This window comes from Rhizobium tropici CIAT 899, assembly GCF_000330885.1.
Lineage (GTDB): Bacteria > Pseudomonadota > Alphaproteobacteria > Rhizobiales > Rhizobiaceae > Rhizobium > Rhizobium tropici.
Map to the genome: position 1 here is coordinate 3,664,152 of NC_020059.1, position 14,459 is coordinate 3,678,610.

The 14,459-nt window shown below is 59.7% G+C and carries 15 protein-coding genes; 9 read left to right on the forward strand and 6 right to left on the reverse strand.

The window, feature by feature from the left end; genetic code table 11:
* Positions 1–107 precede the first annotated feature (107 nt).
* The gene (locus tag RTCIAT899_RS17895) at positions 108–755 is read right to left on the reverse strand and encodes a glutathione S-transferase family protein (protein ID WP_015341645.1); all 648 of its coding nucleotides are present in this window, start codon (positions 753–755) and stop codon (positions 108–110) included.
* A gap of 127 nt (positions 756–882) precedes the next feature.
* Positions 883–1,710, reverse strand: coding sequence for a monofunctional biosynthetic peptidoglycan transglycosylase (mtgA, locus tag RTCIAT899_RS17900; RefSeq protein ID WP_376766861.1), 828 nt, complete (start codon positions 1,708–1,710; stop codon positions 883–885).
* Positions 1,711–1,809: 99 nt separating this feature from the next.
* Here mtgA and RTCIAT899_RS17905 point away from each other — a divergent pair, with 99 nt between their 5' ends.
* Together RTCIAT899_RS17905 and RTCIAT899_RS17910 are read left to right on the forward strand one after the other, a co-directional pair.
* A complete protein-coding gene (locus tag RTCIAT899_RS17905) occupies positions 1,810–2,724 on the forward strand; it encodes a polyprenyl synthetase family protein (protein WP_015341647.1) in 915 nt (304 codons plus the stop codon).
* A 244-nt stretch (positions 2,725–2,968) separates the two neighbouring features.
* A complete protein-coding gene (locus tag RTCIAT899_RS17910; RefSeq protein WP_015341648.1) occupies positions 2,969–3,610 on the forward strand; it encodes a LysE family translocator in 642 nt (213 codons plus the stop codon).
* A 24-nt stretch (positions 3,611–3,634) separates the two neighbouring features.
* On the opposite strand, the gene ispG is transcribed toward RTCIAT899_RS17910, so the two are convergent.
* Complete coding sequence (gene ispG, locus RTCIAT899_RS17915) at positions 3,635–4,888, reverse strand: flavodoxin-dependent (E)-4-hydroxy-3-methylbut-2-enyl-diphosphate synthase (RefSeq protein ID WP_041678016.1); 1,254 nt, start codon at positions 4,886–4,888, stop codon at positions 3,635–3,637.
* Positions 4,889–5,015: 127 nt separating this feature from the next.
* Positions 5,016–6,215, reverse strand: a complete 1,200-nt coding sequence (locus RTCIAT899_RS17920) for an MFS transporter (RefSeq protein ID WP_015341650.1) — start codon at positions 6,213–6,215, stop codon at positions 5,016–5,018.
* 256 nt (positions 6,216–6,471) lie between these two features.
* Between RTCIAT899_RS17920 and RTCIAT899_RS17925 the strand changes: the two genes are divergently transcribed.
* The 3 genes from RTCIAT899_RS17925 (at position 6,472) to RTCIAT899_RS17935 (ending at position 9,283) form a co-directional block, all read left to right on the forward strand.
* On the forward strand, positions 6,472–7,344 hold the full coding sequence (locus RTCIAT899_RS17925) for a DMT family transporter (protein WP_015341651.1): 873 nt from the start codon (positions 6,472–6,474) through the stop codon (positions 7,342–7,344).
* Between the two features lie 220 nt (positions 7,345–7,564).
* Positions 7,565–8,572, forward strand: coding sequence for a serine hydrolase domain-containing protein (locus RTCIAT899_RS17930; protein WP_015341652.1), 1,008 nt, complete (start codon positions 7,565–7,567; stop codon positions 8,570–8,572).
* 150 nt (positions 8,573–8,722) lie between these two features.
* Positions 8,723–9,283: a DUF930 domain-containing protein gene (locus tag RTCIAT899_RS17935; protein ID WP_244441426.1), complete on the forward strand. Its 561-nt coding sequence runs from the start codon at positions 8,723–8,725 to the stop codon at positions 9,281–9,283.
* 236 nt (positions 9,284–9,519) lie between these two features.
* On the opposite strand, the gene RTCIAT899_RS17940 is transcribed toward RTCIAT899_RS17935, so the two are convergent.
* Together RTCIAT899_RS17940 and RTCIAT899_RS17945 are read right to left on the reverse strand one after the other, a co-directional pair.
* Positions 9,520–10,554: an acyltransferase family protein gene (locus tag RTCIAT899_RS17940; protein ID WP_161624406.1), complete on the reverse strand. Its 1,035-nt coding sequence runs from the start codon at positions 10,552–10,554 to the stop codon at positions 9,520–9,522.
* A 31-nt stretch (positions 10,555–10,585) separates the two neighbouring features.
* Positions 10,586–11,464, reverse strand: coding sequence for an SGNH/GDSL hydrolase family protein (locus tag RTCIAT899_RS17945; RefSeq protein ID WP_244441427.1), 879 nt, complete (start codon positions 11,462–11,464; stop codon positions 10,586–10,588).
* Between RTCIAT899_RS17945 and RTCIAT899_RS33695 the strand changes: the two genes are divergently transcribed.
* From RTCIAT899_RS33695 to RTCIAT899_RS17960, 4 genes are all read left to right on the forward strand, one after another.
* On the forward strand, positions 11,448–11,828 hold the full coding sequence (locus RTCIAT899_RS33695) for a hypothetical protein (RefSeq protein ID WP_162531106.1): 381 nt from the start codon (positions 11,448–11,450) through the stop codon (positions 11,826–11,828). The genes RTCIAT899_RS17945 and RTCIAT899_RS33695 overlap by 17 nt on opposite strands.
* A 238-nt stretch (positions 11,829–12,066) precedes the next feature.
* Positions 12,067–12,840 carry an amino acid ABC transporter substrate-binding protein gene (locus tag RTCIAT899_RS17950; RefSeq protein WP_015341656.1) on the forward strand — a complete coding sequence of 258 codons (774 nt, stop codon included), beginning with the start codon at positions 12,067–12,069 and terminating at the stop codon, positions 12,838–12,840.
* 85 nt (positions 12,841–12,925) lie between these two features.
* Positions 12,926–13,606, forward strand: coding sequence for an amino acid ABC transporter permease (locus tag RTCIAT899_RS17955; protein ID WP_015341657.1), 681 nt, complete (start codon positions 12,926–12,928; stop codon positions 13,604–13,606).
* A complete protein-coding gene (locus tag RTCIAT899_RS17960; protein WP_015341658.1) occupies positions 13,603–14,364 on the forward strand; it encodes an amino acid ABC transporter ATP-binding protein in 762 nt (253 codons plus the stop codon). Before RTCIAT899_RS17955 ends, RTCIAT899_RS17960 begins: the two co-directional genes overlap by 4 nt.
* Positions 14,365–14,459: the final 95 nt, after the last annotated feature.

Consider the following 14,459-nt stretch of genomic DNA (forward strand, 5'->3'; position numbering starts at 1 on the left):
ATCAATTTCGGAAATTGGGCGGGCTTATACATGGCTTGACGGGCTTTGACCAGTCCCCAATAGCATTTTTTGCCCGCCGGACGAGATTCGCGGATAGTCGAGCCGAATCAGTCCTCGTCCTCCGGCACGGTCCATGTTTCCTGCAACGCCGCTTCCTCCCATTTTTGCCAGGCAGGCAGCGCCTTCATGGCCGCCATATAATCCCGCGTATCCGCCGCAACCGCGATGTCATACCGCTCCAGACGGCTGACGACGGGGGCAAACATGGCGTCCGCGCCGGAAAAATTCCCGAACAGGAAAGGGCCGCCAGAAAAGGCTCTCGCCTCGCGCCAGATGGCCTCGATACGCGCCACGTCCTCCATCACTCCGCCGGGGAGATCGCGCCGGGCGACCGGACGGCGCATGTTCATCGGGCAGAAGTTGCGCAGGGCGCTGAAGCCGGAAACCATTTCCATGCTGTAGGATCGCGCGAGCGCACGCGCCTGGCGATCTCTCGGCAGAAGTCCGGCATCGGGGAAAAGCTCGGCCGCATATTCGATGATGGCGAAGGATTCCCATACCTTGAAGCCGCCGTGAACTAGCATCGGCACCTTGCCCGTCGGCGACACCTCACGAATGCGCGGATTTCCACCTGGAAAATCGAAGGGTATCAGCACCTCTTCGAACGGAATGCCGCACCCTTCAAGAGCAATCCACGGCCGAAACGACCAAGACGAATAGTTCTTATTGCCAATATAAAGCGTGAGCTTGTCCACGATCGCATGTTCCTTTTCAGTGCCGGACTCTGAAGGGAAAGAATTCTTTGAAGTGATTCATATCGCCCTTACGTCACGGTCAAGAATGCCAGATGACGACAAGCCGATCGAACGACAAGTTCTGATGTCAGTCATAAAGGCATTTGATGTATGCGTCGGCATTGCGCGCGCGGCGCTGGATCAACGAGGCGAGCTGGCTGAGCCCGCGTCCCGGCTTGCTCGCCACCCGGTCGATCGGGTTCGGCAGCGATACGGCAAGAAGAGCCGCCTGACGCGCCGTGAGCTTGGAGGCCGGCACCTTGAAATGGTAGCGCGCCGCCGCCTCGATGCCGTAAATGCCCGGTCCCCACTCGGCAATATTGAGATAGATCTCCATCATCCGGCGTTTCGACCAGACGGCCGAGGCGGAAACCGCGAGCGGCAATTCCAGCGTCTTGCGTACGAAAGAGCGGCCGTTCCATAAAAACAGGTTCTTCACCGTCTGCATCGGGATCGTGCTGCCGCCGCGCGTGGACCTGCCGCGCAGCGTTTCCTGGACCAGCGCCCGCATCTCGCCCCAATCGACACCACCGTGAAAACAGAACTGCCCGTCTTCCGAGACCATGACAGATTTCACCAGCACCGGCGCGATTTTATCTAGCGGAACCCAACGGCGGTCATATCCCTGAAGGGTAACGGCGTCGCCTACCATCAGGGTGGAAACGGGGTGGAGGAACGGCAGCAGATAAAAGACGATGAAAAGATAAGGCAGCAGGAGGACGCCAATCAATACGAGGACGACGCGCTGCCAAACTGGCCTTGCTTTGAAGCGCGCCAACGGGGAGGAGCGTTGCGGCACCTCGGCTTCCTCCTCATTATCAGTCGATATGTCCAAGTGCCTGACGTCCACGATCGCTCCATCCCGGTACAACCCCTTAATGCATCCGGGAAACGCTCTGATGCTGCATTCCGTCATACCGTCTACATAAAGCGATGACCAGAGTGCGGCGCAATTCCTACCCCGCCGTCGACGATTGTCATTGCCAGCAACGGCCTCTCATGCCAAACAGCGCCCATGGACAGCACCCATTCCTCATTCGAGAACCGCCTGAAGGACAATGCCGGCAAGACCGAAGCTCTGCTGAACCGGCTTCTCGCCGACGGCAGCCTGAATGACGAGATCGTCCGCCCCGACAGGCTGCTGAGGGCCATGCGCCACGGTGTACTGAACGGCGGCAAGCGGCTGCGTCCCTTCCTGGTCATGGAATCGGCGGCGCTTCTCGGCGGCAATGCCGAGGCGGCACTGAGGGTTGGCGCCGCGCTCGAATGCGTGCACTGCTATTCCCTCGTCCACGACGATCTTCCCGCCATGGACGACGACGACCTGCGCCGCGGCCAGCCGACCGTGCACATCGCCTTCGATTACGCCACGGCGATTCTGGCCGGCGACAGCCTGCTGACCTACGCCTTCGACATTATCGCCGCTCCCGAGACGGAGCTGCCGGCGGATCGAAAAATGGCGCTCGTGCTGGCACTGTCGCGCGCAGCCGGCATCGGCGGCATGGCCGGCGGCCAGGCGCTTGACCTCGCTGCCGAGAAGGAACCGCCCGACGAAAAGGGCATTACCACGCTGCAGGCGATGAAGACGGGAGCGCTGATCCGCTTTGCCTGCGAAGCCGGCGCCATCATCTCAGGTGCACCTGTCGAAGACCGCAAACGCCTCAGGACCTTCGGCGAAAAGATCGGCCTTGCCTTCCAGCTCGCTGACGATCTTCTCGACCTCACGGCCGATGCCACCACCATGGGCAAGGCAACCGGCAAGGATGCCAGTCGCGGCAAGGGCACGCTTGTCGCCCTGCACGGCCAGGAATGGGCCGAAACGACGCTCGCGAAGCTGGTGAACGACGCTGCCGACCTGCTGTCCGGCTATGGCGACAAGGCGGATGTCCTGACGGAAACCGCCCGCTTCGTCGCAAACCGCAAGAGCTGATCCCTAAGCACCTTCATGGCGTTGCCCGAGGGTGAGCCCATCCACTCGGCAACGGCTACCGGCCCATGCCCGTTCAGCTATGCCCGTTCAGCCATGGCCATCCATTCAGCCATGAAATGTCACCATCACAAGAATCCATGATTGTGCCGGGTGATTTCGGCCGTGTTTTATGACAAGTTGCCGATCCGAGCTGGCCGACAACGCAGAATTCTTCGCGCCGGCCGACACCCCCGGGAAATCTTCCATGCACGAGACCCTTGCCTATCTGCCGCAGATCCTGCCGGCCTATATCGCCTACATCATTGCCGTCGTCAGTCCCGGCCCCGCCATCATGGCCATCATCGGCACCTCGATGACCCATGGCCGCAAGGCCGGCATGACGATCTCGCTCGGGATTTTCGGGGGATCGATGACTTGGGCGATTGCCGCAGCGGCAGGTCTCGCAACGCTGCTGCAGACCTATGCGATGGCGCTGGAGCTTCTGAAGATTTTCGGCGGCATCTACCTGCTCTATCTCGCCTACAAGGCGTTCCGTGCCGTGCGTGCCGGCGGCGAGCTGCCGACCGCCGTCGAAGGCCCGAAAACGCCCAGCTTCAAATCGCTGGTCCTGCGCGGCTACGGCATTCACGTCACCAATCCGAAGGCGATCTTCGCCTGGCTCGCCATCATCGCGCTCGGCATGCCGCAGGGCGCGCCCGCTTCCGTGGCCGTGCTGATCATCGCCGTCTGCTGCACGACCGGTTTTCTGGTGTTCATGGGCTATGCGATCCTGTTTTCGACATCGCATGCGCTGAAAGTATATCGCAATGCCCGGCGCTGGATCGAGGGCGCCATGGCCGGCTTCTATTGCTTTGCCGGCATCAAGCTGCTGACAAGCAATATCTGATCCAGTCTCGCTTTAAGCGGCGGATCACTCCGCCGCGACGGTCTTCCGGCCGAACCGCTTTTCGATATAATCGCCAACCAGCGCCTCGAAATCGGAAGCGATGTTCGGGCCGCGCAGCGTCATAGCCTTCTGGCCGTCGATGAAGACGGGAGCCGCCGGCGTCTCGCCGGTGCCAGGCAGCGAAATGCCGATATCGGCATGCTTGCTTTCGCCCGGACCGTTGACGATGCAGCCCATGACGGCAACATTCAGCGCCTCGACGCCCGGATATTTCTCGCGCCAGACCGGCATGTTCTTGCGGATGTCGTTCTGGATGTTCTGCGCCAGTTCCTGGAAGACCGTCGAGGTCGTGCGGCCGCAGCCGGGACATGCCGCAACGACGGGAATGAACTGCCGGAAGCCCATGACCTGCAGCAGTTCCTGCGCCACCTGCACTTCGCGGGTACGGTCGCCATTCGGCTCCGGCGTCAGCGAAACGCGGATGGTGTCGCCGATGCCATGCTGCAGTACATAGCCCATGGCGGCGGACGAGGCGACAATGCCCTTCGAGCCCATGCCGGCCTCGGTGAGACCGAGATGCAGCGCATGGTCGGAACGCTCCGACAGCATGGAATAGACGGCGATCAGATCCTGCACCTGGCTGACCTTAGCCGAGAGAATGATGCGGTTGCGCGGCAGGCCGATTTCCTCGGCAAGATCGGCCGAGATCAGCGCCGACTGCACGATCGTCTCGCGCGTTACCTGCCGGGCCGAGAGCGGCGAGCCTTCGGCAGCGTTCTTGTCCATCAGCGCGGTCAAAAGATCCTGATCGAGCGAGCCCCAGTTGACGCCGATGCGCACCGGCTTGTCGTAGCGGATCGCCATCTCGATGATTTCGGCGAACTGCTTGTCCTTCTTGTCCTTGAAGCCGACATTGCCGGGATTGATGCGGTATTTCGCCAGCGCCTCTGCGCAGGCCGGGTGATCGGCGAGCAGCTTGTGGCCGATATAATGAAAATCGCCGATCAGCGGCACGTCCATGCCAAGCCGCAGCAGCCGCTCGCGGATCTTCGGCACAGCGGCAGCGCTTTCATCGCGATCGACCGTAATGCGCACCAGCTCGGAGCCGGCTTTGTAAAGGGCGGCGACCTGGGCGACGGTCGAATCGATATCGGCCGTGTCGGTATTGGTCATGGACTGCACGACGACGGGGGCACCGCCGCCGACGATCACGCCGCCGACATCGACGGCAACGGAAGAACGGCGCGGTTTCGGATCGAAATCGGTGGCGGACGACATGGAAAGCTCTCGCAGGCCTCGAAAATGGATGTCTTTCAGGTGGATCACGAAGCGGTCGTTGTCAACCGCTGCGGCGATCTCTTTTGATCGCACGGAGCTTAGCCGTTACCGAGCAAAAGCGACGAAATTAATGCTTGGCGTCCCCGATGCCGTCAGCGTAGCGCGCGAGCGACGAGAAGGCCAGCACGACGAGCAGCAGCACCGGCAGCGTCATCAGGACCGGCGAGAAGCCGACATGCTCGGCGGCAAAACCGATGGCCGATGGCGCGACCAGCATGCCGGAATAGCCGAGCGTCGTGACGACGGAAATGCTGATCCCTGGCTGCAGGCCCGGAATATTGCCGGCCGCGGAAAAGGCGATCGGCACCATGTTGGAAATACCGATGCCGCAGAACGCAAAACCGAGAATGGCGATCTCCGCATTCGGCGCCAGCGCCGCGGTCAGCATGCCGACGATGGCAAACCCCGTGCAGATGCGCAGCGTTCTGATGGCGCCCAGCCAATCGCGCACGAAATCGCCGGCAAAGCGCATGGTCGCCATGGTGGCTGAGAAAGCGGCGTAGCCGAAACCCGATAGCGCCACCGACGCACCTTTTTCCTGGCTGAGATAGAGAGCGCTCCAATCCAGGACCGCGCCTTCCGGCACCATGCAGAACAGCGCAACGATGCCGAGCAGCCACGGCAGTGGAATCATCGGCAGCTTTGCCTTTGGCTTGGCCTCATCGTGATGCGGCTGATCGCCAAGCACCATCGGCCAGGCAATGGCGACAAAAAGCACGGCAATCGCGGTCGAGGCCTCGGCATGGCCGAGAATGCCCCAGCGCGAAATCAAGAGCCCTCCGATCGCCGCGCCCAAAAGGCCGCCCAGGCTCCAGAAGGCATGGCAGGAGGACATAATTGCTCGGCGCATGGATTTTTCGACCGAGACGGCATTGGCGTTCATCGCCACATCCATCGCGCCGATGAAACCGCCGAAGAGGAAGAGCGCAACGGCCGCGGTCCAGACATTCGGCGCAAGCGTCAGCGCCAGGATCATCGGCAGCAGCAATATCGCAAAGGCACGCATGACGACGCGCGAGCCGCGCACCGCGATCTGCGCGCCGGCAAGCGGCATCATCACGAGCGAGCCGACGCCGAAGACAAGGATCATCAGGCCGAGCTCGAATTTCGTCAGTTGCAGCCGCTCGGCGAATTCGGGAATTTTCGGGGCCCAGCAGCCGACCATGAAGCCGTTCATGAGAAACATGAGCGACACCGCGGTACGCGATTTGGTGAAAAATGGGCTCCTGCGCTCCTTCAAACCCTCCATTCTCGGTCCGTTGTCCATTAAAACTCCTCCCAAATCTGTGTCGCAGTCTATTTAAATCGATTGAAATCTCAACAATCGAAAAAGCCGCGTCAGTCACATTTCGTCTCCGTCTGTTAAAGTGGGGACGATGGCGCTACAACCCCGAATAAATAACACTGCCGGGCGTCACCCTGATAAAAAGTCCTATTGACGGCGTAAAATTAGGCTCCTATCGGTTGAGACCTGAAAGATTCTTTGGCCGGCCTCGAGTCGGGTCGTCCTCTGGTGCATCCCCGTGAAAAACTCCATCAGCTATGGCATCCTGCTTACGGTGTTTGCCTACATGCTGTTCACCGCCCACGATTCGGCGGTGAAGCTGCTCGTCGCCTCCATCCCCGTCTGGCAGGTGCTGTTCATCCGTAGCTGCACCATTCTTGCCGGCTGCTTCGTTTTCGAAGGCCCCTCGCTCGTTCAGAAAGTGGCGCGCTCGCCGATCATCAAGCCGATGATCCTGCGCAGCGTCATCATCCTGATCGCCTGGATTTCCTATTATTCGGCCGCCTCCTACCTGCAGCTCGCCGAGGTAACGACGCTCTATTATGCAGCACCGATCGTCGGTACTATCCTCGCAACCATCGTGCTGCGTGAAAAAGTCACCGTCGCCCGCTGGATGGCAGTCGGCGTCGGATTCTGCGGCGTGGTGATCGCCTCCAATCCCGTGGGGCTGTCAATTTCCTGGCCGGTCTACCTGGCGCTGCAGGCCGCCGTCCTCTGGGCAAGCGGCATGGTGCTCCTGCGGAAAACAGCGCTGCACGAAAAGAGCCATATCCAGATGGCCGTCTCCAATATCCTGTTCATCATCCTGACCGCCGGCATGGCCATCGCCCACTGGCACACGCCGACGCCTTTCCAGATCGTGCTGCTGGCGCTGACAGGCATCATCGCCGGCGCCGGCCAGCTCGCCCTCTTCGAAGGCATGCGCCAGGCGCCAGTTTCGGTGCTGGCGCCGTTCGAATATACCTCGCTCGTCTGGGCCTTCCTGCTCGGCTACCTGATCTGGGGCGACATCCCCGGCCCCAACACCTTCATCGGTGCCGTCCTGATCCTGAGCGCGGGGTTCATCATCATTATCAGCGAACGGATGAAGCGGCGGGCGGCGGCGGCTTGAGGTGGCGAGCTGGACAATGACTGTCCGTCACGTTGCCTGCTGTCGCATCGATTAGTCGTGCTCGCGGTTCGCTAGCAATTGCGGTCCTGGCGGAACGACAGCTTCGCGCCAACACCGGACATTGCGGCTGCCGCAAAACTGCCTATTCTGCGACGTCGCAAAAGTCGGGAACAAGTTTCGCCTTCATTGGGATTTTCGCGTCAAGAGTTCAGGGATATTTATGCGAGCGGTTTTTTTCGCCATAGCTGCCGTAATCGTCCTCTCCATGGCAGGAAACTCAGGTGCGCAGCCGTGGCAGAACGCCGATCCTGCATCTTCCGGCTGGTCCGTTGATGGGCTGAAGGCGGCTCAGGACTATGCCGCAACCCTCAAGCCTACGGCCGTGATGGTGGTGCAGGACGGCAAGGTAATCGCCAATTGGGGCGATGTGTCTCGGAAGGTGAATGTCGCGTCCGTCCGCAAGAGCCTGCTCAGCGCTTTATATGGGATCGCGGTTTCCGAAGGCAGAATCGATCTCAGTAGCACGCTTGCCGATCTCGACATTGACGACAAAACTCCAGCGCTGACCGAAGCGGAAAAACGGGCCACGGTGCGCGATCTGCTCATGGCGCGGTCGGGCATCTACCATCCAGCCGCCTATGAAACCGGCGAAATGCTGCGAAACAGGCCGGAGCCTGGGAGCCATGTCCCCGGCACCTTCTGGCTTTACAACAATTGGGATTTCAACGCGCTTGGCACGATCTATCGGCAGCAGACCGGCAAGGACATTTTCCAGAGCTTTGCGCAGCAGATCGCCCGACCGATCGATATGCAGGATTTTTCCGCGCGGGATGGCGCCTATGTATCTGAGCAGCATTCCACTCACCCCGCCTATCCGTTTCGCCTGAGCGCCAGAGACGCGGCCCGCTTTGGCCAGCTCTATCTCGATGGAGGGCGCTGGAGTGGTCGGCAGATCATTCCGGCGGCATGGGTGAAGGCATCCACCACGGCCTATTCCGCTACCGATCGCGGAAGCATGGGATACGGTTATCTTTGGTGGACGCTCAACCCCGATGTGTTTGGCTCCAGTGCAGCACTGGCGTCCGGTTATGGCGGACAGGCGATTGCCATCGTGCCGTCAAAGCATCTAGTTGTCGTCCAAACCGTGGACCCGGTCCAAAACCGGAAGGGCATCAGGACCAGCCATTTCGTCAAGCTGCTGCAGCAGCTAGCCGCAGCAGCGCCGTGACGAGTGCTGATGCAGCGGACGGGGGCACAGGATCAGTTTAGCAGATGGAGCTTTACCGCATCGGCTTTTCTGCACGTTGTCCTTTGCGCCCTCGTGTGGCTCTTTTCCGTTCCAGTGCCATTGCCCTTAGCGCCAGAGGAAAGCGTTGAGGTGGAGATTGTAAATCTCCTACCGCCCAGTCTGGAAGAGAAGCGCGAACCCGCGAGGCAGCCGCCGCTTGCCGCTCAGGAGGATGCTATTCCCGCGGGCAAATCCAAAGAACAGGTAACGCCGACAGCTCGTCAAGAAGCCAAGCCACGGGAAGACACTCCGAGGATGGTGAAGCCGTCTCGCATGCTATCAGAAAGGGTTCTTGACGATCCCCGGAGCAAGAATGCGAGAAAGGAACTGTCGGCACTAGCACCCGCCGATCAGGTCGAGCAGCTTTGCAACCTCGAAGCCATGGCGCAGGTCGGAGCATGGAGCAAGGAACTCCTGCCTGATCGTGTGGTCGCCTATGCGATGGCAGACACCAAGATGGTCGGGAACGACTTTTCAGCTGATGGTGCAGCGCTCCACAGCCAACGCGTCTGGTACCAACTCAAATTCAAATGCGAGCTGTCCCCGGATCACAAGAAGGTCGCCGCGTTTGAGTTTATGGTGGGCGAACCCATTCCCAAAGAGGATTGGGGCGAGCATAGTTTGCCCGATGAGAATGGGTCGCTTGATTAATTGCTATCCTCTGTTCGAGCGTCCGCCGGGCTTTGGGCGGATGTTATCCGCTGAACGCGAGCTTAAGTCAGATGTCCGCTTCGGGCTGAAAGCGGCCAATGGCAGCGGCCGCAACGCGAGCGGATGAAGCCACGTACACTGGCGGCTTGAGTCGGATCCATGCGTTTCCCGCAGCGCATGCCCCAACTGCCGCCGCAAGCAATCCTTCCTGCCCGTACCGAAGCGTTGGGTTTGTTTCACCCCACCGGAGCGACGGTCTGTTCGATGGGTTTCGGCTGCCGCATCAGAAGAGCCTGCATCGGCCGCTCGAAGAACTTGAGGAGCACCACCGAAATCCCGATCGTGCAAAGCGTGACCACCAGCAGTATCCCGGTCACAAAGGGTAGGGAGAGATGCTTGCCCAACAGCTTGAGCGGAAGCTGCAGCGTGTAGGGGTGTATGAGGTAAAGCGAATAGGAGGCGTCTCCCAGCAGAACCAGAATGGCCCATATTCTACCGGCTGGCATCCGCATGAGCAGGAAGCCCGAGACGAGCAGGACGGCAAGCAGGCTTGAGGCGAAAAGACTGGGGCCGGCGAATGTCACGATGAAGAAATGAGCTCCGCAGGCCAGAAGAATGAGCAGAGCGGCGGCTATATTCGATCCGCTCCTGAAGGCGCTGTATGCCGAATATGCTTTATGAAGCATCATGCCGAGAACGAATTCGATCAATATCGGGTTTGTATAGAAGCGCCATTCGACCGATCCCTCCGGCCAAATCTCATGCAGCGCGATCAGGAGGAGGACGGCCGCGGAGGCGAACCAGGTTGCCCTGGCGCCAAAGATCAGACAGGCGCCATAAATTATGTAGAAGAACACCTCGTAACAAAGCGTCCAACCCAGGAAAAGGATCGGCTGCACGGCACCGCCGGTTTTCTGATAGGGGACGAAAAGAAGAGATTTGATGATCGTCTCCACGGTCACGATCGTCGAATTGAGCAGGCTGGGTTTCACAAGCGCAATCAAGACGACCACGAATGTCAACAGCCAGTAGAGCGGAACGATTCTGGCAATGCGCTTGCGTGCGAAATAAACAAGTCCGCGCGCCGGATTGGAGGAGTAGCTGATGATGAAGCCGCTGAGAACGAAGAAAACGTCGACGCCGGTCGCACCCATGAAGAAATAATTCCGATCGAGATGGTATTCGATCGCAAGACCGCTTCCGAAATGGAAGAGAACGACGGAAAAAGCGGCCACGAACCGGAGAAACTGGAGAGAATCCAATTGTTTCAAGTTTGACCGCCGAATGGAAAGCGTCTGTTCATTAATCATGAGGGCCCCAATCCGCTCTGATAGCTTGCTCCAACAAGGTTGCCATTGCCGCATTGGTGCTGCGGCTTGGATGCCAATCGCATCCGAAATCCTTCGGTTTGACGCGTAAATTCAGATATCGCAGGCGAGTTTCGCCTTTCGCGGCGCTCGCCTGGACGGCGCCCTGGATTGCTTTCTCGGCCACATCGAAGTCCTTCTGCGACATCATCGGACCGAGTGCGGCGTAGAGATACGCCTTTGGATACTGAGATCTGAGCTTGAAGACGAGCTTGACGTATTCCTCGATGAAATCGCTGGGATTCCTGTTGTCTGAAAAGTCGTTCGTCCCCAGATTGACGACCACTGCGGAAACGCGTTCGTCAGGAAGAGCAGGCACGCCCTTTCTCAACGGCGTCACGCTGTCGATGACATCAAGCATGGTTTTCGCATTCTTGCCTGTACGCGAAAGGCCGATTCCAGAAACAGCGAGCGTCGTAAGTTCCATCTCGAGGCTGCGCGCCGCGACCGCGGCATATGTCAGGTATTGATTTTCCGTTCCGGGGGTGAATTTACATCCGGGACCAACACCCTCGAGACCATAGCCTGCGGTAATGGAGTCTCCGATTGCCACCAGCTTTGTGGCCGATGCTTCCGCTGGAACGAACGACCCATCGGTTTCCGCGGAAACGAATATGGTATCGCCGATCCATCCCTCGGTGCGGCGCGTCGCGCGAACCTCGTGGGCGCCTTGCTGCAAGGCATCGGCAAGCTGGTATCGATGCTGCCCCGCTTGCAGATCGAGGCGCTGCGGAACGCCGTCCAGTTCGACCTCAAGGCTATTTTTCCCGGTATCAACGAGGGTAACCGAGAGCGACGTGCCTTCAAAACGCAACGCAAAACCACTGCCCGGCCAACCGAAAGCCGCATCGCTGGCGGCAACGCGGCCGATCCATTTCGATGGCCGCTCGATCGTTTCTGCCGCGAAGCACGGCATGAATGTAGATAAACTCAGAAAAAGAAACGCGATCGCGACACCAAACCTCATGACCGGCCATGGCCGGCAGCGCGCAATGATGGGCAATTCATCACCTCTTCGGGCTGCGTCAGATCAATTTCGCACTTTAAATTTTCTAGTAGAATCGCAGTTTGATTGCCGCCGGTGTCTCGCAACAAACTGCCGGGACACGTTCATGGAGGCGCATGCGCATGCCTTGAATAAGGTGCCGCGCCAAGACATCGATGAGATGACGAAATAGGGCAGCATTAAGAATAATAGGGCAGCATTGAGAATTGTCACTATGCTGCACCGCATCATTGATCAGCAATTATTGGCGTGGGTGAAAGCAGCGGCTTCCTCGACGCTCCGTTCGCAATTCCTTGAGAAAAATATTCGCATTTGCCCGTTTATCTTGCAGTTTTCTACGCTTTCGCGGTGCAAATTTTCTGCGATGTATGCGACATTGAATGAAACCGCTCCAGAAACGGAAGAAAACGATGAACTGGTTGAAGACTGTTGCCGCCGCCGCCCTCGTGCAGGCCGCGTTCCTGCTCCCCGCCCATGCCGGCGAAAACCTCAAGGCGATCCAGTCGGCCGGCGTATTCAAGGTCGGCACGGAAGGCACCTATGCGCCTTTCACCTTTCATGACGAGAGCGGCAAGCTGACCGGCTTCGATGTCGAGATCGCGGAAGCCGTCGCCGGCAAGCTCGGCGTCAAGGCGCAGTTCCTGGAAGGCAAGTGGGATGGCCTGATCGCCGGTCTCGACGCCAACCGCTACGATGCCGTCATCAACGAAGTCGGCGTCACCGAAGCCCGCAAGAAGAAGTATGACTTCTCCGAGCCCTACATCGCCTCCAAGGCCGTGCTGATCGTCAAGGACGGCAACACCGGCATCAAGGATTTCGCCGATCTCAAGGGCAAGAAGGCGGCACAGTCGCTGACCAGCAACTTCGGCAAGCTCGCAACCGAAGCCGGCGCCGAACTCGTCGGCACCGATGGCTTCGACCAGTCGATCCAGCTCGTGCTGACCGGCCGCGCCGACGCCACCATCAACGACAGCCTTTCCTTCCTCGATTTCAAGAAGCACAAGCCCGACGCGCCGGTGAAGATCGTCGCCCAGCAGGCCAATGCCGATTTCTCCGCCGTCATCATCCGCAAGGGCGAGCCGGAACTGCTTGCTGCGATCAACAAGGCGCTGGCCGATATCAAGGCCGACGGCACCTATGACAAGATCTCCAAGAAATATTTCGGCCAGGACGTTTCGAAGTAAGAAGGCATAGGCAGGGACATAAAACTGTGAAAAAGATGCGTCCGGGGTCACCTCCGGACGCATTCTGTTATCGAAAGGCTTCTCCTTGGAGCATTGGCTGCAACTGATGTGGGAGTCACTGGGCACGCTGCTTTGGGCGGGGCTCGTCTTCACCATCCCGCTTACCTTGATCACCTTCGTTCTCGGCCTTCTGCTCGGCCTGCTCACCGCAGTCGTCAGGCTATTTGCCCCGGCGCCGTTCGTGGCCATCGCCCGCTTCTATGTCTGGGTGATCCGCGGCACGCCGCTTCTGGTGCAGCTCTTCGTCATCTTCTACGGCCTGCCGAGCCTCGGCATCCTGCTCGACGCCTTCCCCGCCGCCATCATCGGCTTTACGCTGAGCGTCGGCGCCTATACGTCCGAAATCATCCGCGCCGTCATCTCCTCCGTGCCGAAGGGCCAGTGGGAGGCCGCCTATTCGATCGGCATGAACTGGCGCCAGGCCATGAGCCGCACCATCCTGCCGCAGGCGGCGCGCGTCGCCGTGCCGCCGCTGTCGAACACCTTCATTTCGCTGGTCAAGGATACGTCGCTCGCCGCCGCCATCACCGTGCCGGAGCTGTTTCAGGCCGCGCAGCGCATCGTGGCGACGACCTATGAGCCGCTCATCCTCTATATCGAGGCCGCCATCATCTATCTCGTGCTCAGCACCTTTCTTTCGACGCTGCAGGGTTACCTCGAACGCCGCTTCGCCCGCTCGGGCGGCACACTGGAGGCACAAGCATGATCGAGCTCCAGCATATCGAAAAGCGCTTCGGCGACAATGTCATCCTCAAGGATATCAGCCTGATGATCCCAGAGGGAACGGTGACGGCGCTTGTGGGGCCTTCGGGCGGCGGCAAGAGCACGCTGCTTCGCTGCATCAACCTTTTGGAAATCCCGACCGCCGGAACGATCCGCATCGGCGGGGAGACGGCCACCTTCCAGCCGGGCAAGAAGCCGTCCTGGCAGGATATCCAGAAGATCCGCCGTCAGACGGGCATGGTCTTCCAGAATTTCCAGCTCTTTCCGCATCAGACCGCGATCGGAAACGTCATGGAAGGGCTGACCACCGTGCTGCGCTGGCCTCAAGACAAGGCCCGCGCCCGTGCCGTCGAGCTTTTGACCAAGGTCGGCATGGCCCACAAGATCGACGCCTGGCCCTCGACGCTCTCGGGCGGGCAGCAGCAGCGTGTCGCCATCGCCCGCGCGCTTGCCCCCTCGCCGCGCGTACTGCTCTGCGACGAGCCCACCTCGGCGCTCGATCCGGAACTGGCGGCGGAAGTGGTCGATGTGCTGGGCAAGCTCGCCAACGAAGGTACGACCATGGTCATGGCAACGCATGACCTGCGCCTGGCATCGAAGATTGCCAACAATGTCGTGTTCCTCGAAGCGGGCAACATCGTCGAGACCGGCTCTTCCCGCAGCATCTTCGGTGCTCCGGCGCAGGAGCGGACCAAGCAGTTCATCTCGACGCTGAATGCCGGCCACAGCTACGACATTTAAGCAGCCGACCTGGAGCAATTCCAGGAAAAGTGCGCGGCGGTTTTCCGTCCGGAATGGCGAGACAATAAAGAGATAGAGCGGCTCAGAGATTCCGT

Coding starts and splice junctions, on each gene's coding strand:
- RTCIAT899_RS17910 (WP_015341648.1), top strand. CDS start 2,969: ATGCACGAGACCCTTGCCTATCTGCCGCAGATCCTGCCGGCCTATATC.
- RTCIAT899_RS17960 (WP_015341658.1), top strand. CDS start 13,603: ATGATCGAGCTCCAGCATATCGAAAAGCGCTTCGGCGACAATGTCATC.
- RTCIAT899_RS17905 (WP_015341647.1), top strand. CDS start 1,810: ATGGACAGCACCCATTCCTCATTCGAGAACCGCCTGAAGGACAATGCC.
- RTCIAT899_RS17950 (WP_015341656.1), top strand. CDS start 12,067: ATGAACTGGTTGAAGACTGTTGCCGCCGCCGCCCTCGTGCAGGCCGCG.
- RTCIAT899_RS17920 (WP_015341650.1), bottom strand. CDS start 6,215: ATGGACAACGGACCGAGAATGGAGGGTTTGAAGGAGCGCAGGAGCCCA.
- RTCIAT899_RS17930 (WP_015341652.1), top strand. CDS start 7,565: ATGCGAGCGGTTTTTTTCGCCATAGCTGCCGTAATCGTCCTCTCCATG.
- mtgA (WP_376766861.1), bottom strand. CDS start 1,710: ATGACGGAATGCAGCATCAGAGCGTTTCCCGGATGCATTAAGGGGTTG.
- ispG (WP_041678016.1), bottom strand. CDS start 4,888: ATGTCGTCCGCCACCGATTTCGATCCGAAACCGCGCCGTTCTTCCGTT.